Origin of the sequence: Leifsonia virtsii, from assembly GCF_030433675.1 — a bacterium.
Lineage (GTDB): Bacteria > Actinomycetota > Actinomycetes > Actinomycetales > Microbacteriaceae > Leifsonia > Leifsonia virtsii.
The window spans coordinates 325269-351764 of record NZ_JAROCB010000002.1 but is presented as its reverse complement, the minus strand read 5'-3'; the positions used below and the strand labels follow the sequence as shown (position 1 = coordinate 351764).

The following is a 26496-nucleotide window of genomic DNA, read 5'->3' as shown; positions in this document are numbered from 1 at the left end:
CATCAGCTCCTGACTTTTTCGACCAAGACGCCGGCGTGTCGGTCGAAGAACTCAGGAGCTGATGGCGACGAACGAAAGGAAACGCGAACGATGGATGGAGCACGACCGGTGCGCGCACCGCGCGGCACGGAGCTCAACGCGAAGAGCTGGCAGACCGAGGCCCCCCTGCGGATGCTGATGAACAACCTCGACCCCGAGGTCGCCGAGCGGCCCGACGACCTCGTCGTGTACGGCGGGACGGGACGCGCGGCCCGCAGCTGGGAGGCGTTCGACGCGATCGTCGCGACCCTCCGCGACCTCGAGGCCGACGAGACCCTGCTCGTGCAGTCGGGCAAGCCGGTCGGCGTGTTCCGCACGCACGAGTGGGCGCCCCGCGTGCTCATCGCCAACTCGAACCTCGTCGGCGACTGGGCGACGTGGCCCGAGTTCCGCCGCCTCGAGGCGCTCGGGCTCACCATGTACGGCCAGATGACCGCCGGCTCCTGGATCTACATCGGCTCGCAGGGCATCCTGCAGGGCACGTACGAGACGTTCGGCGCGGCGGCGCGCAAGAGGTTCGGCGGCTCCCTGGCCGGCACGCTCACCCTGACCGGCGGCTGCGGCGGCATGGGCGGAGCGCAGCCGCTCGCCGTGACCCTCAACGGCGGCGCCGTGCTGATCGCGGATGTGGACCGCTCCCGCCTGCAGCGCCGCGTCGAGCATGGCTACCTGGACGTGCTGGCCGACGACCTCGACGACGCCATCGCCCGCGCCCTCGCGGCCAAGGACGCGGGCCAGGCGCTCTCGGTCGGCGTCGTCGGCAATGCGGCGGAGGTCTTCCCCGAGCTGCTCCGCCGCGGCGTCCCGATCGACATCGTCACCGACCAGACCAGCGCGCACGACCCCCTCTCGTACCTGCCCATCGGCTACACCGTCGAGGAGTGGCGCGAGCGCGCGGCCGCCGATCCCGAGCGGTTCACCGAGGACGCGCGCCGGTCGATGGCCGCCCAGGTGGAGGCCATGGTCGGCTTCCAGGATGCCGGCGCCGAGGTCTTCGACTACGGCAACTCGATCCGCACCGAGGCCCGGCTGGGCGGCTACGAGCGGGCGTTCGACTTCCCCGGCTTCGTGCCCGCCTACATCCGCCCCCTCTTCGCGGAGGGCAAGGGACCGTTCCGCTGGGCGGCGCTCTCCGGCGACCCGGCCGACATCGCCGCGACCGACCGGGCCGTGCTGGAGCTGTTCCCGGAGGACGAGCACCTGCGCCGCTGGATCACCCAGGCGGGCGAGAAGGTGCACTTCGAGGGCCTTCCCGCACGCATCTGCTGGCTGGGCTACAAGGAGCGGCACCTGGCGGGGCTCCGCTTCAACGAGATGGTGGCCTCCGGCGAGCTGTCGGCACCCGTCGTGATCGGGCGGGACCACCTCGACTCCGGCTCGGTCGCGTCGCCGTACCGGGAGACCGAGTCCATGGCGGACGGCTCGGACGCGATCGCCGACTGGCCGCTGCTCAACGCGCTGCTCAACACCGCATCCGGCGCCACCTGGGTGTCGCTGCACCACGGCGGCGGCGTCGGGATCGGGCGCAGCATCCACGCGGGCCAGGTCGTGGTCGCCGACGGGACTCCGCTTGCCGCGGAGAAGATCGAGCGCGTGCTGGTCAACGACCCCGGCACGGGCGTGATGCGTCACGTCGACGCAGGCTACGACCGTGCGGTGGAGGTCGCGGAGGAGCGCGGGCTGCGCATCCCGATGCGCGAACAGGGGGCCGGCCGGCCATGAGCGCTCTCCTCGTCACCGGGATCGGCGAGCTGGTCACCTTCGATCCGGCGCATCCTGGCCCGGACGGCGTGCTGCACGATGCGGCGCTGCTCGCGGTCGACGGCCGCGTGGTGTGGACGGGACCGGCCGCCGCCGCGCCGAACGAGGACGCGGACGAGGTGCTCGACGTCGACGGCGCCGCCGTGATCCCTGGTTTCGTGGACGCGCACACGCACCTCGTCTTCGCCGGCGACCGGGCAGAGGAGTTCGAGGCCCGGATGGCGGGACGGCCGTATACGGCGGGCGGCATACGGTCGACGGTGGCGGCGACGCGGGCCGCGACCGACGAGGAACTTCGCCGCGGCCTCGCCCGGTTCGTGTCGGAGCTGCACGCCCAGGGGACCACGACGTTCGAGGTCAAGAGCGGCTACGGGCTCACTGTCCAGGACGAGGCGCGGCTGCTGCGGCTGGCTCGCGAGGTGACCGCCGAGACCACCTTCCTCGGCGCGCATGTGGTGCCGCCGGAGTTCGCGCACGACCCCGAGGCGTACGTCGACCTCGTCGTGGGTCCCATGCTGGACGAGTGCGCGCCGCACGCGCGCTGGATCGACGTGTTCTGCGAGACCGGGGCGTTCAGCGTCGAGCAGTCGCGCCGCATCCTGACCGCCGGAGCCGCTCGGGGGCTCGGAGTGCGCGTGCATGCCTCGCAGCTGGGACGGGGCGAGGGCGTGGCCCTGGCGGTCGAGCTGGATGCGGCGAGCGTCGACCACTGCACGTACCTGACCGACGACGACATCGAACGGCTGGCGGCCTCGAACACGGTGGCCGGCCTCCTCCCGGGCGTCGAGTTCTCCACCCGGCACCCGTACCCGTCGGGTCGGAGGCTGCTGGACGCGGGCGCGACGATCGCGCTCGCCAGCGACTGCAACCCCGGGTCGTCGTTCACGTCGTCGATGCCGTTCTGCATCGCCCTCGCCGTGCGCGAGCTGGGGCTCACTCCTGCGGAGGCGCTGCGCGCCGCGACGCTCGGGGGAGCGGCGGCGCTCCGGCGCGACGACGTCGGCCACCTGCGTCCGGGTGCGCGGGCCGACCTGGTCGTGCTCGACGCGCCCAGCCACCTCCACCTCGCCTACCGCCCCGGCGTCCCGCTCGTCGCGCGCACCCTCCGGTCCCCCGCCTGACCCCCTCCATCGAGTCCTCACAGACTGCACGCCGCGACGGCGTGTCGCGTGCAGTTTTTGCGGACTGGACGGTGGGTGCGGTCAGCGCTGGGCGAGGCCGGCGGCGGACTCGAGGACGAGGAGGGCGGCCAGGCGGACCGTGCGCTGGTCGGGGGTGTCGGCGGTGGCATCCACCTCGGCGATGTCGATCGAGCGCACCAGAGGGGACGCGGCGGCGAGGCGCGCGAAGCGGCGCAGCTCCCAGGCCGCCAGGCCGCCGGGCACGGACGCCGGGCAGCCGGGCGCGACGGAGCGGTCGCACACGTCGACGTCGAGGTCGACGTGCACAGGCCCTCCGCCCGCCCCGGCGATCTCCAGCGCCTCCGCCATCACGTCGTCGATCGGACGCGTGTGCAGCTCGTCGCGCGTCACGACCGTGATCCCGTGGTCGGCCGCGCGGCGCGCGTAGGCGGCCGAGTTGGCGAAGTCGGCGATCCCGATCTGCACCACCCTGCGCCCGTCGAGCCCGGCCTCCAGCAGCTCGCGCACCGGCGAGCCGTTCGACGTGCCGTCGCGAAGGTCGTGGTGAGCGTCGAGGGTGATCAGCCCGGCCTGCGGCAGCGTGTCGCCCGCCGCCCCGAGCGCGGCGGGCACGGTAAGGCTGTTGTCGCCGCCGATCGCGACGGTCAGGCGCGAGCCCGCGACCGCCGCGGCGACGGCGGCCCTTGCGCGCTCGCGTCCCTCCGGAGCGTCGGGAGCGTCGATGTCGCCGGCGTCGGCGAAGCGCAGTGCCTCGACGTCCAGCCCGGGCGCGAACGTCGCGTAGCGCCGCAGCGCCGCACGCACCGCGGCCGGTGTGGCGTGCGCGCCGGTCGGGGACAGCGAGGTCTCGTGCGTCGGGATGCCGAGGATGGTGAGGTCGGCGCCGTCCGGCCCGAGCGGCGGCCAGTCGCCGGCCCGATGCCACAGTGGATCGACGGACAGGCCCAGCTCGCTCATACCCGCGACCCTAGCCGGGCGGCGTCCCGCGGCGGACCGGCACGGGCCTGTCCGCCGTCTGGGATCCCGGACGTCAGACCTGAGACCCGCCCGCCGGCCGCGGGAACAGCGGCGGCTCGGGCGCGCGCCTGACGGTGCCGGCGGTGCCGACGGACTCCGGTTCGGCGGCAGCCCCGGGCGCCGGCGTCTCGCCCTGCGGGCCCTCGCCCTCGCCGTCGCCGTCGCCGTCGGGCCCTGGCCGGCCACCGGATCCGTCGCCCTCTCCGCCGGCCCGCGCCGCCTTCTTCGCGGCCTTCCGCTCCTTGCGTCCGATGACCAGGTTGTACAGCGTCGGCAGGACCACCAGCGTCAGCACGGTCGAGGAGATCAGACCGCCGATCACGACGATCGCGAGCGGCTGCGAGATGAAACCACCATGGCCGGTCAGTCCGATCGCCATCGGCGTCAGCGCGGCGATCGTCGCCAGCGCCGTCATCAGGATCGGCCGCAGACGGCGGGAGGCTCCGTGCGCCACCGCCTCCGACACCGTCAGCCCGCGGCGCCGGTACTGGTTGACGAGGTCGATGAGCACGATGGCGTTGGTGACGACGATGCCGACGAGCATCAGCAGACCGATCATCGAGGCGACGCCGAGCGGGATGCCGGAGGCGATCTGCAGCAGGATCGCGCCGGTCGCCGCGAACGGCACCGACACCAGCAGCAGGATCGGCTGCAGCAGCGACCGGAAGGTCGCAACCATCACGATGTAGACGATCAGGATGGCCGCGAGCAGCGCGAGCAGCAGCTGGCTGAACGCATCCGACTGGCTCGCCGTGACACCGCCGACCTTCGCGGTCGCCCCGCTGGGCAGCTCTGCCGCCTTCAGGCCCGCAGCGACGTCCGCGTTCGCCGTCGACAGGTTGTCGGTCGCCGGGGTCGCCGTCACGCTCGCCGTGCGCAGCCCGCGCTCGGTCGTCACCGTCGCCGGCCCCTTGACCTCCTGCACCGAGGCGAGGGTGTCGAGCGGCACCACGCCGCGGGCCGTCGGGATGGCGAGCTGCGACAGCCCGGCGACGGTCGTCGGCGGGTTCTCCGACTGGAGGTAGATCTTCAGCGTCGTGTTGTCGATCGCGACGGACCCTGCCTGCGTCGGCTGCATCGCCTGCGAGACGAGCGTGCCGACCGCGACCTCGCTCAGCCCCGCCTCCGCCGCCTTCTCGCGGTCGACCTCCACCGCGACGTAGGGCAGGGACGCACTGAGGTTGTCGGTGACCTGCTTGAGCGAGGACTTCTTCTGCAGCTGTGCGACGACCGCGTCGGTCGCCTTCTGCAGGTCCGCGTCGTTGCTCGCGCTCACATCCACCTGGATGTCCGTCGAGCCGCCGAACCCGGACGACGCCGAGAGGGTGATCTCGCCCTGGTCCTTGATGCCGGCCAGCTCGTCCTGGATGGTGTTCTGCAGCTTCTCCTGGTCGGCGTTCGGGTCCGTCGTGATGGAGAAGGTGGTGCCTCCTCCGCCGCCGGTGAACGCGTCCCGCAGCGACGAGCCGCTGGAGCCGATGGAGACCTGCACGGTCTTGACCCCGTCCGTGGCGAGCAGCTTCTTCTCGACGACCTTGGCCGCGTCGTCCTTCGACTGCAGGCTCGCGCCGGGGTCCAGCGTCTGCGTCACGGTGAGGGAGTTCTGGCCGCTGGAGCCGAGGAAGTTGGTCTTCACGAACGGCAGCGCGGCGAACGTGAGCACGAGCACGAAGACCGCGGCGAGGATGGTCACCCAGGAGTGCCGGAGCGTCCACCGGATGATCGGCAGATACCCCTTCTGCAGCCGCGACGGGTGCTCGAGCTCGTCGATGCCCGATGCCGTGGCCTCGTCGACCGAGAGCGCCGACGCGTCCGCCTGCTCGACGTCCTCGTGCTTGTGCGCCTTCGGCGCGCGAAGGAACCAGTAGGCCAGCACCGGCACGATCGTCAGCGCCACGAGCAGCGACGACAGCAGGGCGATCGTCACCGTCAGCGCGAACGGACGGAACAGCTCGCCGGTCACGTCGCCGACGAACGCGAGCGGCAGGAACACCGCGACGGTCGTGATCGTGGAGGCGGTGATGGCGCCCGCCACCTCGCGCACCGCGCGCACGATGGTGACGGCGCGGTCGGCGCCGGGCACGAGCTGCCGTTTGATGTTCTCGATGACGACGATCGAGTCGTCGACCACGCGTCCGATCGCGATGGTCAGCGCGCCGAGCGTGATGATGTTGAGCGTGTAGCCGGTCGCCCACATCACGATGAACGTGATGAGCACGCTGGTCGGGATGGAGATGGCCGTCACCAGGGTGGACCGGATCGACAGCAGGAACACCAGGATGACGATGACCGCGAAGAGGAGGCCGAGCAGACCCTCCTCGGCGAGCGAGTCGATCGACTGGGTGATGAACGGAGCCTGGTCGAACACAACCGTGATCTTGGCGTCGGACCCGAGCTTCTTCTCCAGGTCCGGGATGAGGCCGGTCACGGCGTGCGAGACGGCGACGGTGTTGGCCGAGGGGAGCTTGGTGACGGCGATCGTGAGCGCCGGCTTGCCGTCGACACGGGAGAGCGAGGTGATCGGATCGTCGGTCTCGGCGACGGTCGCGACCGCGCCGATGGTGGTCGGCGTCGCGGGGGCGGCGACGACGGTGCCGCCCCGCGTGCCGGACGCGCCGGCGGCCGAGCCGGCGCCGGTCGCGCCGGCGGCCGCGCCGCCTGCGGCCGCACCGCCTCCCGACGCCGCGCCGCTCGCCACCAGCGGCAGCGACGCGATGTCCTCCACAGACCCGAGCTGCTTGCCCGACTGGATGGACAGGGTCGAGCCGTTCTCCGTGATGTCGCCACCCGGGATGAGCACGCCGTTCTGCTGCAGCGCATCCTTGATCGCGGACGACGAGACGCCCGCCGCCGCCAGCTTGGCCGGATCCGGGGTGATGGTGATGCGGCGGCCCACCTCGCCGACGAGCTGCGCGTCGTTGACGCCCGTGAGGTCCTTGATGTCCGGCAGCGCCAGCTTGGTGATGTCGTCGCCGAGGGTGCGCTGATCCGTGCCGCCGGTGACGGCGAGCTGGATCACGGGCAGGTCGTCGATGCTGCCGGAGAGCACCTGCGGCTCGACCCCCGACGGAAGGGTCGACTTGATGCGGTTGATCGCCTGGTCGATCTTCTGCTCGGCGGTGGCCAGATCCGTCCCGTAGGTGAACTTCGCGGTGATGATCGACTGGTTCGTGCTGCTGACCGCCGACGTGCTGTCGAGGTCCGGGACGCCCTGGATCGCCGCCTCGACCGGCGTGCTCACGTCGTGGTTGACGACCTCCGGCGACGCGCCGGGGTAGCTGGAGAGCACGACCAGCTGCGGGAAGGAGATCGACGGCGCGAGCTCCTGCTTGAGGTTGGTGAGCGCGAGGCCGCCGAAGAACGCGGCGACGATCGTGATGAGCGCGATCAGGGCGCGGTTCTTCATGCTCAGGACGGCGAGGTTGTGCACGGGAATTCCCCTCGAGGGCGGGTTGCAGGGCGCGCGGCGACGGTGGCGCACGGAAAGTATGTCAGGGCGCGGTGGGCGGTTTCTTCATGCCCTGGTACGACTTCCCGCTACTCCCGCGGGAGTGCCCCAGCGTCAGACGACGCTCGGCAGGGCCCCGGCGTCGAAGTAGGGCGCCGGCTCGTTCGCCGCCACCGCCCACGCGCGTTCGAGGGCGGAGAAGGCGCGCTCGTACTCCTCCGGCGTGTAGGTGATCGGGATGCGGAGGAAGCGCTCGAAGGCGCCGTCGAGCCCGAACCGCGGCCCGGCCGCGATGAGCAGGCCGTGGCTCCGCGCGGCGAGCGCGAGCGCCGAGCTGACGGGGGCGCCGAGTCCGACCCAGGCGGTGAGCCCGCCGTGCTGGAGCGGGACGGACCACTCGGGGAATCTCTCGCTCACCAGCGTCCGCACGGTCTCGCGGCCGAGGCGCAGCTGCTCCCTGCGCTCCTCGACGATGGTCTCCAGCTGCGGCATGAGCTTGGCGACGACGAGCTGCTCGAGGATCGGGGTGCCGAGGTCGGTCGAGGGCTTCGCGCCGATCAGACGCTGGATGTGCGACCGCTCGGCCCGGATCCAGCCGATGCGGAGGCCGCCCCAGAGCGTCTTGCTGGCGGAGCCGATCATGATGATCTGCGCGCCGGCCGCATCCGTGTCGGCGTAGCAGGGCAGCGGAAGGTACTCGCCGGGACGGTCGATGTCGAGCTCGGCGCAGGTCTCGTCGGCGACGAGGATCGTGCCGTGAGCGGCGGCCGCGGCGAGCACCCGGCGGCGGGTGGCCGGCGACATGGTGGCGCCGGTCGGGTTGTGGAAGTCGGGGAGGATGTACGCCAGCGCGGGGTTGGCGCGGCGGAAGGTCTGCTCGATCGCGTCGGCATCCCAGCCGTCCGGCGCGTCGTCGCCGACCGGGTGCGGTCCCTCCTCCTGTGCCGTGACCGTCATCGGCACCAGCCGCGCGCCGGCGAGGCGCATGGCCTCGATGGCGTGCGGGTAGGTGGGCACCTCGATCGCGACCCGGTCGCCTCGGCCGAGGAACGTGCGGGCGATGAGCGCGATGGCCTGCTGGGCGCCGACGGTGACCAGGATCTGGTCGGCCGTCGTCGGCAGACCGCGCCGGGTGTAGCGGGCGGCGATCTCCTCGCGCAGGTGCGGCAGGCCGACCGGGTCGTAGCCGGGGTCGGGGAGGAAGCGCGGCAGCTCCTCCGCGGCGGCGCGGGCGGCGGCGGGGAGGGCCGAGGCCGCGGGCAGGGACGCTTTCGTGAAGTCGAGCATCCCCTCGCCGCCGACGGCAGGAAGCGGCAGGGTGCGGCCGGGGAGCCGGGTGACGCTGCCCGAACCGCGGACGCTGTCGATGAAGCCGCCCTCGCGCAGCTGACGGTAGGCGGCCGCGACGGTGGTGCGGCTGAGCTCCAGCCGGCCGGCGAGGTCCCGCTCGGCGGGCAGGCGGGTGCCGATCGGGACGCGGCCGTCGAGCACAAGCAGCCGGATGCGGTCGGCGAGCGCCTGATAACCGGCCGCCGAGGTCCGCCACGAGCCGAGAAGCTGTTCGAGCGAACGGGCGGTGAGCTGGGCATCCGACATGCAGGCCACTTTAGGCGAATTGGCATCTTGCCGCCAGTCCAATCGCTGCGATTGGATTGCAGCCATGACCACCCGACTCCTCCTCACCCGCCGCATCGTGCAGCTGCTGATCGGACTGTTCCTCTACGGGATCGCCATCTCGCTCATGGTCCGCGCCGGCATCGGGGTGTCGCCGTGGGACGTGCTCGCGCAGGGCCTGTCCCTCAAGACCGGCATCGAGTTCGGGTGGGTCACCAACCTGATCGGGCTCGTCGTGCTGGCGTTCTGGATCCCGCTGCGGCAGAAGCCGGGGCTCGGCACCATCCTGAACGTGCTGCTGGTCGGACCGAGCGCCCAGCTGGGGCTCGACCTGCTGCCGCAGCAGACGGAGTTGTGGGCGCAGGTGCTGTTCTTCGCCGCGGGCCTCGTGCTGCTCGCGGTCGCGACCGGCCTCTACATCGGCCCGCGCCTCGGGCCCGGCCCGCGCGACGGCCTGATGACGGGCCTGCACGCCCGCACCGGCCGGCCGATCTGGATGGTGCGCACCGCCATCGAGGTGACCGTGCTCATCGTCGGGTGGGCGCTCGGCGGGAACGTCGGCATCGGGACGCTCGCGTTCGCGCTGCTCGTCGGGCCGCTCTGCAGCATCACCCTCCCCTTCTTCGCGATCCGCCTTCCGCAGGACGCTGCAACGGCTGCGGCGGGACTGGAGAGCGAGCTCGAGGGAACGGCCGAGCAGTCGGCCGGCCTCGAGGGCGAGCAGGATGCCGTCCGTTTCGACGTGCGCGACGGCATCCTGCTCGAATCCGACCGCGCGGCGCACGACCGCTTCGCCCGTCCGGACTCCCCCTTCGTCCGCGCTCCGCAGCCCGACCGCGAGCCCCGGGCGCCGCGCGAGCCGTCCGCATCTCGTGCGTCCCGCCCGTCGCGCGTGATCGCCGCCCACTGGCTCGACGACCGCATCACCCGCCGCCCCCGCCACCCCTGACCGACGCCATCAGCTCCTGAGTTCTTCGACCTGCGCGCGGCGTGTTGCTCGAAAAAGTCAGGAGCTGATGGCTGGGGGCGGGTCAGGCGAGGTGCGCGGCGGCGTAGGCGTGGAGGGCGTCGCGCACGAAGGCGGCCCCGGAGGGGCCGCCGTAGTTCGCGGCGAAGCGCTCGTCGGCGACGTACATGTCGCCGAGCCCGGTCAGGTACGCCGCGAGCGGCGCGCCCGTGCCGTAGCCCGGGGTGCCCGGGATGTCGGCCAGCCAGTCGGCGTGACGCCGGGCGAGCGCCTGCGCCTCCTCCGAGTCGGGTGAGACGCCGGACGCGGCCGCCGCCTGCCAGTCCGCGGCGAGCCGCGCCTGGCGCGCCTGCCACTCGGCCCGCTCCTCCGGGGTCTTGCTGCGCCACCAGCGGTCCGACGCCGCGTAGGCGTCCTTCCCCCAGCGCTGCTCGACCTCCTCCTTGTACTGCGTGTGATCGAACCCGTCGAACATCTGCTCTGCCACGAGTTCCTCTCCTTCCTCCACGGCGTGGATCGTCGACTCGACCGACGCGATCTGCCGCGCCAGCCGCTCCCGCTCCGCACGCAGCCACTGGAGGTGGTCGCGCAGCGCGGGCACCGCATCCGTGCGGTCGTCGAGCACGCGGCCGACGGCGTCGAGGCCGAGACCGAGCTCGCGGAGCAGCAGGATGCGCTGCAGCCGCACGAGGGAGTCGCGGTCGTAGTACCGGTAGCCGTTGCCGCCGACGCGGCTCGGCTTCAGCAGCCCGATGGCGTCGTAGTGGCGCAGCGTACGGCTGGTGGTGCCGGCGATCCGTGCGATGTCCTGGATGGACCAGTCCATGTCCCCCTCCTCTCGTGCGGTGCGTCATCCACGCTAGGAGTTGACGTTACGTCAAGGTCAAGCGGTCCGGCTACAGTGACCTGGTGACCAGCATCCGCTCGACCACCCGCGTCGCCCCCGGCGTCCTCTTCGTCGAAGGCCCGCTCTCCAACTGGACCGTCTTCCACGGCGACGGCGCCGTCGAGCTGGTCGACTGCGGCTACCCCGCCGACCGGCCGCTGGTGGAGGAGTCGATCCGGATCGCGGGAGCGGACCCTGCCGGGCTGCGGCGCATCCTGATCACCCACGGCCACTCCGACCACCTCGGCGCGAGCGCATGGTTCGCCGCCGAACGCGGCGTCGTCGTGGCCGCCGCCCTGGACGAGTTGCCGAACGTGCGCCGCGACGTCACCGAGCAGGTGACCGTGCGCGACCTGCTGCCGTCGATCTTCGCCCGCGGCACGGTGCGCTGGGCGGTCGCCGCGGTCCGCGCCGGCGGCAAGGCCGACGTCGGGGTGCGGGACGCGGTGGCCCTCGACGGCGAGGAGGTGCGGCTGAACACCGGCCACACCCTCCGGATCGTGCCCGCCCCCGGCCATACGAGCGGAAGCGTGTGCTTCCTGGAGCCGGAGTCGCGCGCGCTGATCACCGGAGACGCGATCGTCAGCGGTCACCCGCTGCTGCGCGAGACCGGCGAGCTGCAGCAGCTGCCCGCGTTCTTCCAGTCGGATGCGGACGAGGCCGCCCGGAGCGCCCGCCGCCTGGTGCTGTGCGACGCCGACCTGGTCCTCCCCGGGCACGGCCCGCTGGTCGCCTTCCCCGCGAGCGCCCGGCCCTGACCGCAGCCCGCCCCTGCGTCAGGCCCGCAGGCGCGCGGGGTGCGCCCCGCCGCGTTCCGCCCGGTCGTCCGCGGCGGTGAGCTGGCGCTCGGCCGCGCGCCGCGAGCGGGCGAGCAGCCGGAGCGACCGGTAGGCGACCGTTCCGACCAGCAGCGTGATCGCGGCCGCACCGGCGACGGCCACGACCACCGACAGCACCGGGACGCCGGCGGACACCGCGACGAACAGCGTCGCGACCGCTGCGAAGGGGAACGTGAACGACCACGCGCCGAGGCTGAACGGCGTCCGCCGGTAGAGCGGGAGGAGCGCCGCCTGCACGAGCACGGACAGCACCGTGAGGCCGACGAGTCCGTCGACGACAGGGCCGTCGGCGCGCCCGGTCAGTGCGATCCAGGCGAGACCGGCGACCGCCGGCGGTGCGACGAGGATGGCCATGGTCGGCACGAGCGGGCCAGGGAGCGCGGCGAGCGCGCCGAAGCGCGCGACCAGGATGCCGAAGATGACGAACCAGAACAGCACCCCGACCGAGAACGCGGCCCAGCCGACCTCGGGCAGGCCCACCTCGGCGGCCGTGGTGCCGGCGATCAGCCCGGCCGCGACCGTGGGCAGCAGGTAGCCGCCGTGGACCGCTGCCGTCTCGGTGCCGCGCAGCCAGCGTGCGAGGATCCAGCCGGCGAACACCGTCGCGGTCGCGATCGAGAGGACCACGAGCACGGTGCCCGCGACCGGCAGGACACCGTGGAGCCGCGCCCCGAGCAGCATCCCGACCACGGGGACCAACGCGGCGATCGGGCCCTGCGCCGGGTGCCGGAGCTGCTCGGTGAGCGGGCGGTGCACGCGGATGCCGCGCACGACGTGTGCGGCGATCATGGCGAGCCACGCGGCGCCGGCGAGGAGCCAGAACGCGTCGGGCACGGCGTCGGGCAGGCCGAGGACGGCACTCGCGGCGGTCCACACCTCGGCCAGCCCGGCGAGGCCGAACGGGACGGCGAGGGTGTTGAGGGGGATGCGTTCGCGGGTCATGGCGATGATACTAACGCATTCGCGCCCACTTTATCCATTAGTTTGCTAGACTCGTCCCGTGGCCCACTTCACGCTCCTCGGCGAACCGCTCGCGATCGACCTCGTCAACACGCTCAAGACCGCGCACACGCCCGCCCTCGACCAGCTCGACGCAGACGACGCGACGGAGGAGTTCTGGGCGTTCCAGGCGGCGCGCTCACCCCGTCCACTCGCCGGGCTTGCGAAGGACGACACGATCGCGCTCCGCGCGCTCACCGCCGAGCTCCTGGCCTCCGCGCGGGAAGGGCGGGACGCGTCCGCTCCCCTGGTCGCGCGCGCGAACGCCGTGCTCGCCGCTGCGCCCGAGCACCCGAACCTGCAGCAGGGCGCCGACGGCCTCGAGGTGACCATCGCCTCCCCGGCCGACGGCACGGCCGAGGGCAGCCGGGCGGCCGTCATCCGGTCGCTTCTCGCCGTCCTCGACGCGCTCCGCGCCGGGCGGCTCCGCGAGTGCGCGGCCGAGGACTGCTCTCAGCTCTTCGTCGCCACCAACAGCAAGCGCCGCTGGTGCACGCCCGACGGCTGCGGCAACCGGGCACGCGTCGCACGGCACGCCGCCAAGGCGCGGGCCTCGCACTGACCCGCGGAGCCCGGACCTAGCGCTTCGCTCGCGCCGGCACCCGCTTCTGCTGCGCGCCGGACCCGGCGCCGGCCTCCTGCGGCTCGCGCGCGGGCTCCGGGATCGTCGCGGCGATGTCCTCCGCGGTCTGCGGCGGCTGATCGATCGTGATCGGCACCTCGTGGATGTGGATGCGCGCATGCGGTCGCGACGCCGGCACCAGCGGGCGCCGCGCCACGGGGCGCACCGGCTCGCCTCGGCGGTCCTGGCCGGGCAGCGGGCGGGACCGGCGGCCGTAGATCAACGACGAGGAGTCGAGCAGCCACGGCACGAGCGCGACGGTGACGCCGTGGCACAGCATGAGCTGCTTGCTGATCCGGCGGGCGCGGTGGTTGTGCAGCAGCGACTCCCACCAGTGGCCGACGATGTACTGCGGCAGGTAGACGGTCACGACCTCGGAGCCGTGCTGCTCGCGGCGGTGCTTGAGGTACTTCACCAGCGGGATGCCGAAGTCGCGGTACGGCGACTCGATGATCGTCAGCGGCACGTGGATGTTCTGCTCCACCCACTGGCGCTGCAGCTTCTGCGTCGCCTCCTCCTCGATGGAGACGTGGACGGCCTCGATCGAGTCGTGCCGCGCCGCGATGGCGTAGTCGAGCGCCTTGAGGGCCGGCTTCTGCATCTTGCCGACCAGCACGACGGCGTGGTCGCCGACGGCGCCGAAGGTGGTCACCGGGTCGACCTCGATCTCCTTCTCCACATCCCGGTAGTACCGGTTCACGCCGAGCATGAGGAACCAGAGGATCGGCATGAAGATGAAGACGAGGTACGCGCCGTGCGTGAACTTGGTGATCGTCACGACGATGAGCACGATGGCGGTCAGGCAGGCGCCGAACGCGTTGATGCACAGCGAGCGGACGATGCCGGTGCGCTCCCGGCCGGTCTGCCCGCCGGAGCGCAGCAGCGTGATCCAGTGCTTCACCATCCCGGACTGGCCGAGCGTGAACGAGACGAACACGCCGATGATGTACAGCTGGATGAGCTGGGTCAGGTTGGCCTGGTAGACGACCAGCAGCACCGTGGCCGCGAGGGCCAGGATGATCATGCCGTTCGAGTACACCAGGCGGTCGCCGCGCGTGTTGAGGGCCTTCGGCGCGTACGAGTCGCGGGCGAGCACCGAGCCGAGCAGCGGGAAGCCGTTGAACGCGGTGTTGGCCGCGAGCAGCAGGACGACGGCCGTCGCCGCCTGCACCAGGAAGAAGAAGAACGTGTTGTTGCCGAAGGTGGCCGCGGCGATCTGCGCGATGAGGCTCCGCTGCGGCGAGGTGGCGCACTGCGCCCAGCCCTGCAGATCGCACGGGTTCTCGGCGTAGTGGACGCCGCTGATGAGCGCGGTCGCGGTGAGGCCGGCGAACAGCGTGATCGCGATGCCGCCCATGAGGCCGAGCGTGACGCGGGCGTTGCGGATCTTGGGAGTGCGGAAGGCCGGGACACCGTTGGCGACCGCCTCCACACCGGTGAGGGCGGAGCAGCCGCTGGAGAACGCGCGCAGCAGCAGCAGCACGACCGCCGCCTGGGTGAGCGAGTCGGCGTGCACCTGGTACCCGGCGGACTCGGCGACAGGAGCGTTGCCGAGGGCCGTCCGCACCAGGGCGGTGACGATCATCAGGGCGATGCTGCCGATGAAGATGTAGGTCGGGAGGGCGAACGCCTTGGACGACTCCCGCACGCCGCGCAGGTTGACGGCCGCGATGAGGATGACGCAGAGGATGGCGAGCTCGACCCGCCAGGGCGCGAGGAACGGGAGCGCCGAGATGACGTTGTCGACACCCGACGCGACCGACACCGCCACGGTGAGGACGTAGTCCACCAGCAATGCGGAGGCGACGATCAGACCGGCCTTCTCGCCGAGGTTCTTGTGGGCGACCTCGTAGTCGCCGCCGCCGGAGGGGTACGCCTTGACCAGCTGGCGGTAGCTGAGCACGACGGTGACGAGGAGCACCACGACCGCCGCGGCGACCCACGGCGCGAAGGTCAGGAACGCGAGCCCACCGAGCAGCAGGATCATCAGGAGTTCCTGGGGCGCGTAGGCGACGCTCGACAGGGCGTCCGAGGCGAAGATGGGTAGGGCGAGGTGCTTCGGGAGCAGCTGTCCTTCGAGCTTTTCGCTCGGAAGCGGGTCGCCGATCAACCAGCGCTTCGGGGATCTCCCCTCATTTGTCACGAGGTGCGAGCATACTCGCTGGCAATGCACTGTCAAGCCGGCGCGTCGCGCCGCCCGATTCCCGGGGATCTGCAAACACTGAGGGCTGATCCGGCAGCGCGTCCTTCGCCGCGGATTCGCGCGGACGCGCCGCCAGAAGCGGCCTCACTGGGAGCGAGATGAGCATTCGCTGACTCTTCTCCGAAGCAGCGACGACGCCGTCAGCGCCGGCCGATGGCCTCGACGACGGCGCGCTGAACGCGGTCCAGCTCCGACTTCAGGAGCGGCACGACGGACTCGGGGAGCGTCCCGCGCGCGGCCTCCGAACGCAGGTCGGTGCGCAGCTGCTGACGGAACTCGTTGAGCGCCGCCTCCGCCTCGCGCACCGCCGCAGCGCCGGCCGCGCGGACGTCCCGGCCCGCCTCCCGCGCCTGCTGGCGCGGGTCGACCCGCGAGGCGTTGCGCTTGGCCTGCCGTGCGGCGGAGGCCAGCTCGGCGCGGAGGGTGCGCATGGCGTCATCGACGCCGGCCCGCACCTCGTCGGCGAGGCGGCGCACCGAATCGGTGACCTCCTCCTCGATCGCGTCGAGCTCGGGCCGGCGCGCCTCGAGCTCGGCCCGGCCGGCGTCCGTGATGGCGTACACGGTCTTGCGGCCCTCCGCGGTCTTGGTGACCAGGCCCTCCTCCTCCAGCTTCGCCAGCCGGGGGTAGATGGTGCCGGCGCTCGGGCTGTAGGTGCCGCCGAAGCGGTCGGTGAGCGCCTGGATCAGCTCGTAGCCGTGCCGGGGCGACTCCTCCAGCAGGCTCAGCAGGTAGAGGCGGAGGCTGCCGTGCGAGAACACGGGACTCACGCGGACGCCTCCTGCGAGCCTGCGCTCGTCGTGGCGGCGCTGCGCAGAACGGCGGCGTCGCCGGAGACCGAGTTCACGTTGATCTCGACCCAGGTGCCGTCGAGGGTTCCCGAGGTGCCGGTGTACCCCTTCCCCATGCCGCCGACGACCGTCATGTTGTCGAGCTGCACCTTGCCGGAGACGGTGTTCACGCGGTACCGGGCGCCGATGGCCTCCGGGATGCGGATGGTCGTGTCGCCGGACACCGTGTTGATCGCGATGTCGTCCGGGGTGCCGGTCACATCCAGCATCACGTCGGCGGAGACGCCGTCGGCCGAGAAGCGGCGGATGGCGCCGGTCGCGGTCACGTCTCCCGAGACCGTGTGCGCCGAGATGCGGCCGGTGTGGTCGCGCACCGAGAGCTCCCCGCTCACCGAATTGAGCTCGATGTCGCCGGTGAGGCCGTCGACGACGATGTCGCCGGAGACCGTGCTGAGGCGCGCATCCGTGGTGAGGCCCGAGACCAGGGCCGTGGCCGAGACGACGCCGAACTTCAGCTCCACGTCGCGCGGGACGAGCACGCTGACGTCGGCGCGGGCGCTCGACCGCATCGACTTGAAGACCTCGATGAAGTTGTCCCAGCGCAGCTGCGGGTGGTCGATCTCCAGCCGGTCGCCGTCGATCACGATCTTGAGGTCGCGCCCAGTGACCGAGTGGACCTCGATGCGCGCGCTCGGCTCGTCGTGCCCGACGATGTCGATCTGTCCCCCGATGAAGCCGACCTTGAGCGCGCGGACGACCTCGACGTCGATCGTGCGGCTCTCGCCGGGCTGGATCAGCCACTTCTCCTGTGCCATGTTCCTGCTCCTTGCTCTCCGGTCCGTGCCGGGACCGTCGGTGACTCGCGTTATATCGCGACTGTTGACGTAAATCACGATATATCGCGAGTTGCCGCGGCGCAACCCGTTTCGGCGGGAGAGCGCCGGATTCAGGGTGCGCTCAGGGGGAACCCCGAGCGATCAGCGGCGCAGCCAGGGCTGCAGCAGGCGGGTGACGAACGGCAGCAGCACGTAGGTCATGACCGGAGTGAGGCAGAGCGTCGTGAGAAGCACGGTTGCGAGCGGCCAGAGCGTGTGCCACCCGGGCACGAAGGTCGACGCCAGGTACGCGAAGGCCAGCGACAGCGGGAAGAAGCCGAGCCAGATCGTCACCGCCTGCTTCCAGCGCGGCGGCGCGGCCGGCACGCCGGGCTGCGGCTCGTCGAACCAGCCCTCGATGCCGGTGCGGCGCTCCACCCGGGACACCTCCACCAGCTCGCGCCCCTCGTACAGCCAGTCCGCGCGGTCGTCCGACACCTCCCAGGCCTCCAGGGTGTCCGCGTCGGCGAAGCGGTACAGCATGTGCCACTCGTCGGAGTCGGCGTGGGCGCGCACCCAGCCCGATCCGAGGAAGCCCTCGTACGTGTTGGCGAGGTTGACGCCCGACTGCACCCAGCGGGTCACCTCCGCCAGGCGGCTGCCGTCGACACGACGGGTGATGGACACGGTGACCGGGAGGCGACGCGCTCGTGACGCGTCCAGCAGAGGCTCTTGTGGAGACATGCCTCCATTGTCGCCGCGGCGCGTTACATGCGGATTTCGGGAGTGCGCGATCAGCGGGAGCCGATGAGCGGCGGTCCCTCGCGCACCACCAGGCGCGGCGTGATCAGCCGGTGGCGGGTGTCCGGCACGTCGCCAGGCGGCCGCACCCGCCCGCCCTGCTCGCCGGTCAGCAGCTCCAGCACACCGGCCGCGACCTCGTCGAGCGACTGCGCGACGCTGGAGAAGCCGAGGGACGCGGCCACCGGGGTGTCGTCGTAGCCGACGACCGGGAGCCGGCCGGCGGTCGCGGTGAGCGCGCCGAGGGCGAGCGAGTCGGAGGTGCAGACCAGGCCGTCGAGCGGACCCGCCGCAGCCTGCAGCCGCCGCACCGCGTCGGCGCCGAGGGTCACCGTGTCCTCCGACGCGACCTCGAGCGCCGCGAGCTCGTCGTCGGAGAGGCCGCTGCCCTCGCGCATGGCCTCCAGCCATCCGGTGCGGCGGTCGTCGCCGGTCCCGGACCCGCTGGGCCAGCCGAGGAAGCCGATACGGCTGCCCGCCGTCGACAGCAGATGGCGGGTGGCGTCGCGCAGGCCTGAGCGGCCGTCCACATCCACCCAAAGGTGCTCGGGGTCCGTCATGTCGTCGATGCCCCAGGGCCGGCCGAAGGTCACGAACGACCGGCCGTTCTCGATCAGCCACTCCGTGCGCGGGTCGCCGTGGAACGTGGAGGTGAGCACGAAGGCGTCGACGTCGGCCCCGTCGGAGAGACGGCGGAACTGCTCGATCTCGTCCTCCGGACCGGCCGCGGTGAACAGCAGCACTCGGAGGCCCTGCCGGTCGGCCTGCTCGGTCAGGGCGTGGAGGAAGCGGTCGAGGATGCTGCCGGAGATGCCGTCCTGGGTGATCGGGTCGAGCCGGATCCCGATCGTCGAGCTCCGCTGCGTGCGCAGCCGGCGCGCGGAGGCGTGGGGGCGGTAGCCGAGCGAGTGGATGGCGGCCTGGACGCGTTCCCGCGTCTCCGGGCGCACCAGCTCGGGAGCGTTGAGGACGTTGGAGACCGTCTGGCGCGAGACGCCCGCGACGTCGGCGACGTCGCTCACCGTGGGCTGGGCTCCCATCTCCGCTCCTTCCTCGCTCGCCGGATTCGACCCTACTGGTCTGCTTGACACCTCCGGAAGCGCATGGTTAGTGTGGCAAGCATCCCGGTTTGATCGTTCAAAGTCACCGTAGCAGGTGCCGATTTGATCGTTCAAACCTTCGGAGAGGAGCCACGAGAAGGCCGGACCAGAGGAGGTCGGATGCGCGCATCGCTGCGGAGCACCCCCGCCTCGACCCCGCGCGCCGCTCAGGTGCTCACAGCCGCACCGCCGGACGAGTTCTCCACATTCTCGCCGGCCCTTCACGCGTGCGCCCCACGCAGCGGGCACACTCACACCAAGGAGACACGAATGCGCAAGATCACACATCGCTGGCTCGCGGGCGGCGCCGTCGCCGCCGCGGCGGCCCTCACCCTGACCGCCTGCGGTTCCGGCTTCGGCGGCGGCAGCAGCGGCGGCGACACCGGCAAGCTGACCTCGTCCGACAAGGCCCTGACGGTCATGATCGGCTCCTCGGGCGACGCCGAGACGGCGGCGGTCAAGTCCGCGGTCTCCGACTGGTCCAAGAGCTCCGGCACCAAGGCGTCTGTCATCGCGGCGAGCAAGCTCAACGAGCAGCTCGCCCAGGGCTTCGCCGCCAAGAAGCCGGCCGACGTCTTCTACCTCTCGACCGACGCGCTCGCCGGCTACGCCTCCAACGGCTCGCTCCTCGCCTACGGCGACCAGCTGAGCAACAAGAGCGACTTCTACCCGAGCCTGGTCAAGTCGTTCACCTACGACGGCAAGTTCTACTGCGCGCCGAAGGACTTCTCCACGCTCCAGCTCGTCATCAACACCGACGCCTGGAAGGCCGCGGGGCTGACCGACGCCGACATCCCGACGACCTGGGATCAGCTCGAGTCCGTCTCCAAGAAGCTCACCACCGGCAGCCAGGTCGGCCTCGGCATCTCCGGTGAGTACGCCCGCATCGGCTCCTTCATGGTCCAGGCCGGCGGCAACCTGATGAACGACGACAGCACCAAGGCCACCGCCAACAGCGACGCCAACGTGCAGGCGCTCGACTTCGTCAAGAAGATGCTGAACGGCGGCGAGCTCAAGTACGCGAAGGACCTCGGCGCCGGCTGGGGCGGCGAGGCGTTCGGCAAGGGTCTCGCGGCCATGACCATCGAGGGCAACTGGATCACGGGTGCCCTCAAGTCCGACTTCCCGAACATCAAGTACAAGATCGCCGAGCTCCCCAAGGGCCCGGCCGGCCAGGGCACCCTCCAGTTCACCAACTGCTGGGGCATCGCGGCCGACAGCCCCAACCAGGCCGCCGCGCTCAAGCTCGTCGAGAAGCTGACGAGCAAGGACGACCAGCTCGCCTTCTCGAAGGCGTTCGGCCCGATGCCGTCGATCAAGTCGGCCGCCGACGAGTGGAAGTCGGACAACCCCGACCTGGTGCCGTTCCTGAACGCCGCCGACTACGCGAAGGGCGTTCCGACCGCCAAGGGTTCCGCCGACGTGGTGACCGACCTCAACAGCAAGCTCGAGTCGCTCGCGACGGGCGACCCGAAGAGCATCCTCGACACCACGCAGAAGAACCTCGAAGCGCTCCTCAAGTAAGCGGCGCAGCGGAAGAGTAAGGACCAGCCATGTCTGCAACCACGAGTCGGTCTCGTCGCACCGGAATCCGGCGCGGCGAGACCGCCTCGGGGTGGTTGTTCACCGCCCCGGTCATCCTGCTGCTCGGGGTGTTCCTCGTGATCCCGGTGCTGATGGCGCTGTGGGTGAGCTTCTCCGACTGGGGCGGCCGGGGCAGCCCCTTCTCCTCCGACGTCCACTTCGTCGGCTTCGACAACTACACCACGCTGCTCGCCGGCGGCGGACTCGCGGAGCAGGACTTCGGCATGTCGCTGAAGAACAACGCCTGGTACGTGGTGCTCGTCGTCCCCATCCAGACGGCCGTGTCGCTCGGCCTTGCGGTGCTCGTCAACCGTGCGGTGCTGCGCGGTCGCGGCTTCTTCCGCACGGCGTTCTACTTCCCGTCGGTGACGAGCTCCGTCGCCATCACCGTGCTGTGGCTGTTCCTGTTCAGCACGAGCGGCGCCGTCAACAAGGTGCTCTCGTGGGTGGGCATCAACGGTCCGAACTGGTTCAACGACCCGAGCGGCATCATCCACGACCTGCTCGCCGCCTTCGGCGTGACCCAGGGCCCGGCCGCGCTCACCCAGAACACCGCGCTCGGCGTCTCCTGGTGGGACTGGCTGGGCGGCCCGTCCGTCGCCATGACGGCCTACATCATCATGGCCGTCTTCACGACGAGCGGAACGTTCATGCTGCTGTTCCTCGCCGCCCTGCAGAACCTCGGCGGCGACGTGACCGAGGCCGCGATGATGGACGGCGCGAACGGCTGGCAGCGCTTCTGGCGCATCACCCTCCCGCAGCTGCGGCCGACCCTGTTCACCGTGCTGACACTCGGCCTGATCGGCTGCTGGCAGGTGTTCGACCAGATCTACACCGGAACGCAGGGAGCGCCGGGCAAGACGACCCTGACGCCCGCCTTCCTCAGCTACCAGACCTCCTTCATGAACCAGGAGTGGGGTCAGGGCGCGGCGATCGCGTTCATCCTCTTCGTCATCATCGTCGTGTTCACGCTCTTCCAGCGCTGGGTGCTGCGGGAGCGGCCGGTGTCCAAGCGACGCATGCGGCTCTACCAGCCGGCTCTCGCGGCCGGCACCGCCGCGGGCGGCGCGCCGAGCAGCGTCCCGGCCCAGAAGGACGACTCCGACAGCAAAGGAGCGCTTCGATGAGCTCGACCGCCGTGCAGCGCGAGCAGAACGTCTCCGCGTCCCCCCGCACCGCTCCACCGCGGCCGGCGAGACGGCGCCATCGCTCCCGAGGGGCGATCGCCGCGACCTCCGTCACCTACGCGATCCTCGTGGTGCTGGCGGTCGTCTACATCATGCCGTTCCTCATCCAGCTCGCCACCTCGTTCAAGACCGACGCCGAGGCCACCGCGAACCCGGTCGCCCTCATCCCCCAGACGTTCACGACGGCCGCGTACGAACGGCTCTTCCTCAACTCCGATTTCCCGGTGTGGTTCGCCAACTCGGCCATCGTCACGATCGTCGTCACCCTCGGCCGGGTGTTCTTCGACTCGCTCGCCGGCTACGCGCTGGCGCGACTGCGCTTCCGCGGCCGCGGCGTGGTGTTCGCCGCCCTCGTCGCCGTCATGTCGGTGCCGCTGGTCGTGCTGCTCATCCCGAAGTTCCTCGTCATCAACCAGCTGGGCATCTACGACTCGTACACGGGCATGATCGTGCCGCTGCTCACCGACGCGGCCGGGGTCTTCATCATGAAGGGCTTCTTCGAGTCGATCCCCGCCAGCGTGGAGGAGCAGGCCCGCATCGACGGGGCAGGCACCTTCCGCGTGTTCTGGTCGATCGTGCTGCCGATGGCGCGGCCCGCTCTCATCACCATCATCATCTTGTCCTTCCAAGGGTCGTGGAACGAGCTCGCGCACTTCATCGTGTCGACGCAGAACCCGGCACTGACCACGCTGACGAAGGGCGTCGCCGGCCTGGCGAGCGGGCAGCTGAGCCAGGGCAGCCAGTACCCGCTGAAGCTGGCGGCCGCGGCCATCATGACGATCCCGGTCGCGGTCCTCTTCTTCGTCTTCCAGCGACGGATCATGAACTCGAGCGACGGGGCGGTGAAGGAGTGACCGCCGCAGAGCCGACCATCCTCGCGACCTGCGGCGGCCTGAACGCGGGCACCTGGACCGACTCGGTCTACGGGCCCCTGCTCCACCACGCGATCACGCTGGCGCGGGTCGAGGGGCGCGCGCCGCGCGTCACCCACATCAACACCGCAGGGGGCGATCAGCGCCACATCGAGGGCGCCGAGCTCGAAGCGGCCCGCGCGGCGGGCGTCGAAGCGACGCACCTCCGGTTCTTCCCGCGCCGCAACATCGAGGACGTGCGCGAGCACCTGCTCCGGCAGGACGTCATCTGGGTGAGCGGCGGCAGCGTCGTGAACCTGCTCGCCGTCTGGCGCGCTCACGGTCTCGACGCACTGCTGGCCGAAGCCTGGCGCGCGGGCGTCGTGCTCGCGGGAGGCTCCGCCGGGGCGCTGTGCTGGCACGAGGGCGGCACCACGGCCTCGTTCGGCCCGGACATCTCCGCCGTCGCCGACGGCCTCGGCTTCGTGCCGGGGTCGCTCGCCGTCCACTACGACTCCGACCCGGCCAGGCGCCCGGCGCACCAGCGCGCGGTCGCCGAGGGCGTCCTTCCCGAGGGCTACGCACTCGACGAGGGCGTCGGCCTGGTCTATCGCGGCACGCGGCTCGACGACATCGTCGCCGAACGGCCCGGAGTCTCCGCGTGGCGGGTCGTCCGCGGCGACGGGGGCGTCAGCGAGACACGCCTCGAACCGCGCCTCCTCGACACCGGCGGGGAAGCGGCATGAGCAGAACGGAGACCCCACACACCTCGTCCCCGCCGACCGCCGCGCCGACCGCCCCGCCCAGCGGCGAGCCCGGCATCCGCACCACCGATCCGCACCTCCCCGGCGACGCTCCCGCGACGCCGGACCGACACGAAGGCACGACCTCCACGATGACCCAGCCCCTCCAGCCGCTCCTCCACGACAGCGTCGTCGTGCTGACCGCCCCCTCCCAGGCCTGGTCCGCGCCCGACGGGAGGATCGACGGGCACGGCATCCACGGCTTCTACCACTCCGACCTGCGCGTCCTCGACCGCGTGCTGCTGACGGTCGGCGACGAGGTGCCGGAGCACATCGCCACGGCCGGGCCGGATGCGGCGACGAGCGTCTTCACCAGCCTCGCCCGCGGGCTGGACGACGCGACGGCGGACCCCCGCGTCCGCGTCGAGCGCACCCGGAGCGTGCAGGCCGGCTCGCTGACCGAGCGGATCGTGCTGCGCAACGCCCTCCGCACGGCCGTCGCCACGACCGTGGAGGTGGTGCTCGGCGCCGACTTCAGCCCGATGCAGAGCATCAAGGCCGGCCTGTCCGGGAGCGAGCATCCCGTGACGGTGGAGGCCGGTGCGGGCGGTGCGACCGCCGTGCTGCGCAGCGGACGGGTGGAGGCCCGCATCGTCGCGGAGGGCGCGACCGCGACCGTCGACGGCGACCGCGTGTCACTGCGGTGGAACGTCGAGGCGCCCGCGAACGGATCGGCGGAGCTGGCCTGGCGCATCGACGTCGATGACCCGACGGCGGTCGTCTCGGGCGCCGAGCCGTCGGCCGAGTGGAGCGCGTTCCGGGCGACTACCGGCGACTCCCGGATGCAGTCCTGGCTCGGCCGTGCCGTCGCCGACCTCCAGGCGCTCCGGATGTCGACCGTCGAGCGTCCGGACGACACCTTCCTCGCCGCGGGCGCCCCGTGGTTCTTCACCCTGTTCGGCCGCGACTCGCTGTGGGCGGCGCGGATGCTGCTGCCACTCGGCCACGAGATCGCCGCCTCGACCCTGCGGGTGCTCGCGCACTACCAGGGCACGAAGACCGTCGCAGAGACGGCGGAGCAGCCCGGCAAGATCATGCACGAGCTGCGGCCTGCGGCGCTCACGATCCCCGGTGAGGGCGTCGAGCTTCCTCCGCTCTACTACGGCACGGTCGACGCCACCGCTCTGTGGGTGTGCCTGCTGCACGACGCCTGGAAGTGGGGCATGCCGCGCGACGAGGTCGAGCCGCTGCTCCCCCACCTGGAGGCGGCCCTGGCGTGGATGCGCGACGTCGGCGACAGTGACGGCGACGGCTTCCTGGAGTACATCGACACCACCGGCCACGGCCTCGCCAACCAGGGCTGGAAGGACTCCGGCGATTCCATCCAGTGGCGCGACGGCACCCTCGCGGACGGCCCGATCGCGCTGTGCGAGGTGCAGGGCTACGCCTACGAGGCCGCCGTCGGCGGCGCCGAGCTGCTCGACGCGTTCGGGCGCGAGGGCGCGAACGAGTGGCGGGCGTGGGCCGCAGACCTCAAGGCCCGCTTCGCCTCAGCCTTCTGGATCGACGACCCGGCGGGCGCCTACCCCGCGGTCGCACTCGACGCCGCGAAGCGCAAGGTCGACACCGTGACGAGCAACATCGGCCACCTCCTCGGCACCGGCATCCTCGACCCCGAGGAGTCCGCCCTGGTGGCCCGCCGCCTGGTCTCGCCCGAACTGTCGTCGGGCTACGGGCTCCGCACGATGTCGACGGACTCCGCCGGCTACTGGCCGCTCAGCTACCACGGCGGCAGCGTCTGGGCGCACGATACCGCCATCGCGATCTCGGGCCTTGCGGCCGAGGGCTTCCGCGCCGAGGCCGGGCAGCTGGCCGACGGCCTGCTCGCCGCCGCGCTGGGCTTCGGCTACCGGATGCCCGAGCTGCACTCCGGCGACAGCACGGCGCAGACCGTCTCGCCCATCCCCTACCCCGCGGCCTGCCGCCCGCAGGCCTGGTCGGCTGCGGCCGCCGTCGCCGTGCTCTCGGCCCGCCTCGGCCTCCGCGCCGACGCCCCGGCCGGGCGCCTGGAGGTGGACCCGGATCCGGACGCCGGCAGCATCCACGTGGAGGGCCTGCGATTCGGAGGCGTACCCCGCAGGGTGACCGTCTGACGCGTCCTCCGCGCCCCGGTCCACGCGGCGCGGCTACGCGGCGATGACGATCGGCGTCCCGAGTGCCAGAGCGTCGACGGCCGCGATCGCCTGCGCCCCGAGACGGACGCAGCCGTGGGAGACGGCACCCGAGGACACCGCCTCATAGTGGATGCCGATGAGCCCGCCGTCCGCACCGCCGTATGGCTCGTCCGCGGCCGTAGCGTGCAGGGAGGTGAGCTGGATGCGGTGGACGCTCTGGCCCTGCGCCGGATCCAGATACTGTGCCTCGAGATACCCCGTCACCCCGATCGGCGTGGGCGTGCCCGCCGCGCCGACCCCCACCGAGAAGGTCTGTTCCGGTCGCCCGGCGGCGTCCGTGATCGTCAGCGACTGAGCGGACACCGAGATCACGATGCGGTTCTTCACGGCTCCGCGTGGGGTCAGAGCACTGGTGGGAAGCCAGCCCGCGCTCTGCGCCGGTGCCGGGTGAGTCGCACTCGACTGCGAGGGAAGCACTTGCCTGCTGGGGACGAGAACCAGTGACCACGGCCCGTCGACCGCGACGCGCACAACGACCGACGGCTCGCCCAGGAAGTCGCGCGCCTCGAATCGGGCGACCGGTACAGCACGGTCGGACCCGAAGAGCGGGGCGTCCGCCTGCAACTGGAAGACCGACGACCAGGGGGCGCTCGACGGTTCGGCGATGAGTCCCGGAATCACCGCGCGATAGTCGGCGGCCGGGAGGCGCGACATCTGGTCCGCCGTCACAGCCGGCGGGGCGGGGGCGACCGGCGTGTGAGACGGAGTCGGAACGGCCGGAGGCCTGCTCGGCGCGCTCGCAAGCGGTCGGACGGGTACTGCCGTGGACGACGACGGGCCCGAGAGCGCGACGGCGAGCACGCCGGCTCCCCCGATCAGGACGAGCGATGCGACGACGGCGGCAACAGCGCGC

Annotated in this window: 21 protein-coding genes; 10 read left to right on the top strand and 11 right to left on the bottom strand. The window is 71.7% G+C overall.

The window, feature by feature from the left end; genetic code table 11:
- Positions 1–90: 90 nt before the first annotated feature.
- Together hutU and hutI are read left to right on the top strand one after the other, a co-directional pair.
- Positions 91–1761, top strand: a complete 1671-nt coding sequence (gene hutU / locus P5G59_RS07670) for a urocanate hydratase (RefSeq protein WP_363324679.1) — start codon at positions 91–93, stop codon at positions 1759–1761.
- Positions 1758–2921 (top strand): imidazolonepropionase, encoded by a 1164-nt coding sequence (hutI, locus tag P5G59_RS07665; protein ID WP_301217580.1) that lies wholly within the window; start codon positions 1758–1760, stop codon positions 2919–2921. Before hutU ends, hutI begins: the two co-directional genes overlap by 4 nt.
- Before the next feature lie 81 nt (positions 2922–3002).
- On the opposite strand, the gene P5G59_RS07660 is transcribed toward hutI, so the two are convergent.
- The 3 genes from P5G59_RS07660 to yczR all read right to left on the bottom strand — a co-directional run bounded on the left by P5G59_RS07660 (position 3003) and on the right by yczR (position 9003).
- Complete coding sequence (locus P5G59_RS07660; RefSeq protein ID WP_301217578.1) at positions 3003–3899, bottom strand: arginase family protein; 897 nt, start codon at positions 3897–3899, stop codon at positions 3003–3005.
- A 73-nt stretch (positions 3900–3972) separates the two neighbouring features.
- Complete coding sequence (locus P5G59_RS07655; RefSeq protein WP_301217576.1) at positions 3973–7389, bottom strand: efflux RND transporter permease subunit; 3417 nt, start codon at positions 7387–7389, stop codon at positions 3973–3975.
- Positions 7390–7521: 132 nt separating this feature from the next.
- Positions 7522–9003 carry a MocR-like transcription factor YczR gene (yczR, locus tag P5G59_RS07650; protein WP_301217574.1) on the bottom strand — a complete coding sequence of 494 codons (1482 nt, stop codon included), beginning with the start codon at positions 9001–9003 and terminating at the stop codon, positions 7522–7524.
- A 64-nt stretch (positions 9004–9067) separates the two neighbouring features.
- Here yczR and yczE point away from each other — a divergent pair, with 64 nt between their 5' ends.
- Entirely contained in the window at positions 9068–9970 is a 903-nt protein-coding gene (yczE, locus tag P5G59_RS07645; protein WP_301217572.1) for a membrane protein YczE, read from the top strand.
- 82 nt (positions 9971–10052) lie between these two features.
- Here yczE and P5G59_RS07640 read toward each other — a convergent pair whose 3' ends face one another.
- Positions 10053–10814 carry a MerR family transcriptional regulator gene (locus P5G59_RS07640; RefSeq protein ID WP_301217570.1) on the bottom strand — a complete coding sequence of 254 codons (762 nt, stop codon included), beginning with the start codon at positions 10812–10814 and terminating at the stop codon, positions 10053–10055.
- Positions 10815–10897: 83 nt separating this feature from the next.
- On the opposite strand from P5G59_RS07640, the gene P5G59_RS07635 reads away from it, so the two are divergent.
- Entirely contained in the window at positions 10898–11632 is a 735-nt protein-coding gene (locus P5G59_RS07635) for an MBL fold metallo-hydrolase (RefSeq protein WP_301217569.1), read from the top strand.
- Between the two features lie 18 nt (positions 11633–11650).
- Here P5G59_RS07635 and P5G59_RS07630 read toward each other — a convergent pair whose 3' ends face one another.
- The gene (locus P5G59_RS07630) at positions 11651–12655 is read right to left on the bottom strand and encodes an SLAC1 family transporter (protein ID WP_301217568.1); all 1005 of its coding nucleotides are present in this window, start codon (positions 12653–12655) and stop codon (positions 11651–11653) included.
- Between the two features lie 58 nt (positions 12656–12713).
- On the opposite strand from P5G59_RS07630, the gene P5G59_RS07625 reads away from it, so the two are divergent.
- The gene (locus P5G59_RS07625) at positions 12714–13274 is read left to right on the top strand and encodes a CGNR zinc finger domain-containing protein (protein WP_301217566.1); all 561 of its coding nucleotides are present in this window, start codon (positions 12714–12716) and stop codon (positions 13272–13274) included.
- Between the two features lie 16 nt (positions 13275–13290).
- Here P5G59_RS07625 and P5G59_RS07620 read toward each other — a convergent pair whose 3' ends face one another.
- The 5 genes from P5G59_RS07620 to P5G59_RS07600 all read right to left on the bottom strand — a co-directional run bounded on the left by P5G59_RS07620 (position 13291) and on the right by P5G59_RS07600 (position 18984).
- The gene (locus tag P5G59_RS07620; RefSeq protein ID WP_301218794.1) at positions 13291–15444 is read right to left on the bottom strand and encodes an APC family permease; all 2154 of its coding nucleotides are present in this window, start codon (positions 15442–15444) and stop codon (positions 13291–13293) included.
- A 233-nt stretch (positions 15445–15677) separates the two neighbouring features.
- Entirely contained in the window at positions 15678–16307 is a 630-nt protein-coding gene (locus tag P5G59_RS07615; protein ID WP_301217564.1) for a PadR family transcriptional regulator, read from the bottom strand.
- Positions 16304–17143 (bottom strand): DUF4097 family beta strand repeat-containing protein, encoded by an 840-nt coding sequence (locus P5G59_RS07610; RefSeq protein WP_301217562.1) that lies wholly within the window; start codon positions 17141–17143, stop codon positions 16304–16306. Before P5G59_RS07610 ends, P5G59_RS07615 begins: the two co-directional genes overlap by 4 nt.
- A 162-nt stretch (positions 17144–17305) precedes the next feature.
- On the bottom strand, positions 17306–17887 hold the full coding sequence (locus P5G59_RS07605; RefSeq protein ID WP_301217560.1) for an antibiotic biosynthesis monooxygenase: 582 nt from the start codon (positions 17885–17887) through the stop codon (positions 17306–17308).
- A 50-nt stretch (positions 17888–17937) separates the two neighbouring features.
- A complete protein-coding gene (locus P5G59_RS07600; RefSeq protein WP_301217558.1) occupies positions 17938–18984 on the bottom strand; it encodes a LacI family DNA-binding transcriptional regulator in 1047 nt (348 codons plus the stop codon).
- 330 nt (positions 18985–19314) lie between these two features.
- On the opposite strand from P5G59_RS07600, the gene P5G59_RS07595 reads away from it, so the two are divergent.
- From P5G59_RS07595 to P5G59_RS07575, 5 genes are read left to right on the top strand one after another with little or no spacing between them, the layout of a single operon-like run.
- The gene (locus P5G59_RS07595) at positions 19315–20568 is read left to right on the top strand and encodes a sugar ABC transporter substrate-binding protein (RefSeq protein WP_301217556.1); all 1254 of its coding nucleotides are present in this window, start codon (positions 19315–19317) and stop codon (positions 20566–20568) included.
- Positions 20569–20597: 29 nt separating this feature from the next.
- Positions 20598–21755 carry a carbohydrate ABC transporter permease gene (locus tag P5G59_RS07590; RefSeq protein WP_301217554.1) on the top strand — a complete coding sequence of 386 codons (1158 nt, stop codon included), beginning with the start codon at positions 20598–20600 and terminating at the stop codon, positions 21753–21755.
- Positions 21752–22669 (top strand): carbohydrate ABC transporter permease, encoded by a 918-nt coding sequence (locus P5G59_RS07585; protein WP_301217552.1) that lies wholly within the window; start codon positions 21752–21754, stop codon positions 22667–22669. Before P5G59_RS07590 ends, P5G59_RS07585 begins: the two co-directional genes overlap by 4 nt.
- The gene (locus P5G59_RS07580; RefSeq protein WP_301217550.1) at positions 22666–23412 is read left to right on the top strand and encodes a Type 1 glutamine amidotransferase-like domain-containing protein; all 747 of its coding nucleotides are present in this window, start codon (positions 22666–22668) and stop codon (positions 23410–23412) included. The genes P5G59_RS07585 and P5G59_RS07580 overlap by 4 nt, the downstream gene beginning before the upstream one ends.
- Positions 23409–25562 carry a glycogen debranching N-terminal domain-containing protein gene (locus tag P5G59_RS07575; protein WP_301217549.1) on the top strand — a complete coding sequence of 718 codons (2154 nt, stop codon included), beginning with the start codon at positions 23409–23411 and terminating at the stop codon, positions 25560–25562. The genes P5G59_RS07580 and P5G59_RS07575 overlap by 4 nt, the downstream gene beginning before the upstream one ends.
- 33 nt (positions 25563–25595) lie before the next feature.
- On the opposite strand, the gene P5G59_RS07570 is transcribed toward P5G59_RS07575, so the two are convergent.
- Positions 25596–26297: a L,D-transpeptidase gene (locus tag P5G59_RS07570; protein ID WP_301217547.1), complete on the bottom strand. Its 702-nt coding sequence runs from the start codon at positions 26295–26297 to the stop codon at positions 25596–25598.
- Between the last annotated feature and the right edge of the window lie 199 nt (positions 26298–26496).

Bases quoted from the DNA above. Each gene is read 5' to 3' on its own strand.
- P5G59_RS07570 (WP_301217547.1), bottom strand. From the start codon at position 26,297: ATGTCGCGCCTCCCGGCCGCCGACTATCGCGCGGTGATTCCGGGACTC.
- hutU (WP_363324679.1), top strand. From the start codon at position 91: ATGGATGGAGCACGACCGGTGCGCGCACCGCGCGGCACGGAGCTCAAC.
- P5G59_RS07595 (WP_301217556.1), top strand. From the start codon at position 19,315: ATGCGCAAGATCACACATCGCTGGCTCGCGGGCGGCGCCGTCGCCGCC.
- P5G59_RS07605 (WP_301217560.1), bottom strand. From the start codon at position 17,887: ATGTCTCCACAAGAGCCTCTGCTGGACGCGTCACGAGCGCGTCGCCTC.
- P5G59_RS07630 (WP_301217568.1), bottom strand. From the start codon at position 12,655: ATGACCCGCGAACGCATCCCCCTCAACACCCTCGCCGTCCCGTTCGGC.
- P5G59_RS07640 (WP_301217570.1), bottom strand. From the start codon at position 10,814: ATGGACTGGTCCATCCAGGACATCGCACGGATCGCCGGCACCACCAGC.
- P5G59_RS07660 (WP_301217578.1), bottom strand. From the start codon at position 3,899: ATGAGCGAGCTGGGCCTGTCCGTCGATCCACTGTGGCATCGGGCCGGC.
- P5G59_RS07590 (WP_301217554.1), top strand. From the start codon at position 20,598: ATGTCTGCAACCACGAGTCGGTCTCGTCGCACCGGAATCCGGCGCGGC.
- hutI (WP_301217580.1), top strand. From the start codon at position 1,758: ATGAGCGCTCTCCTCGTCACCGGGATCGGCGAGCTGGTCACCTTCGAT.
- P5G59_RS07610 (WP_301217562.1), bottom strand. From the start codon at position 17,143: ATGGCACAGGAGAAGTGGCTGATCCAGCCCGGCGAGAGCCGCACGATC.
- P5G59_RS07585 (WP_301217552.1), top strand. From the start codon at position 21,752: ATGAGCTCGACCGCCGTGCAGCGCGAGCAGAACGTCTCCGCGTCCCCC.
- P5G59_RS07600 (WP_301217558.1), bottom strand. From the start codon at position 18,984: ATGGGAGCCCAGCCCACGGTGAGCGACGTCGCCGACGTCGCGGGCGTC.
- P5G59_RS07575 (WP_301217549.1), top strand. From the start codon at position 23,409: ATGAGCAGAACGGAGACCCCACACACCTCGTCCCCGCCGACCGCCGCG.
- yczR (WP_301217574.1), bottom strand. From the start codon at position 9,003: ATGTCGGATGCCCAGCTCACCGCCCGTTCGCTCGAACAGCTTCTCGGC.
- yczE (WP_301217572.1), top strand. From the start codon at position 9,068: ATGACCACCCGACTCCTCCTCACCCGCCGCATCGTGCAGCTGCTGATC.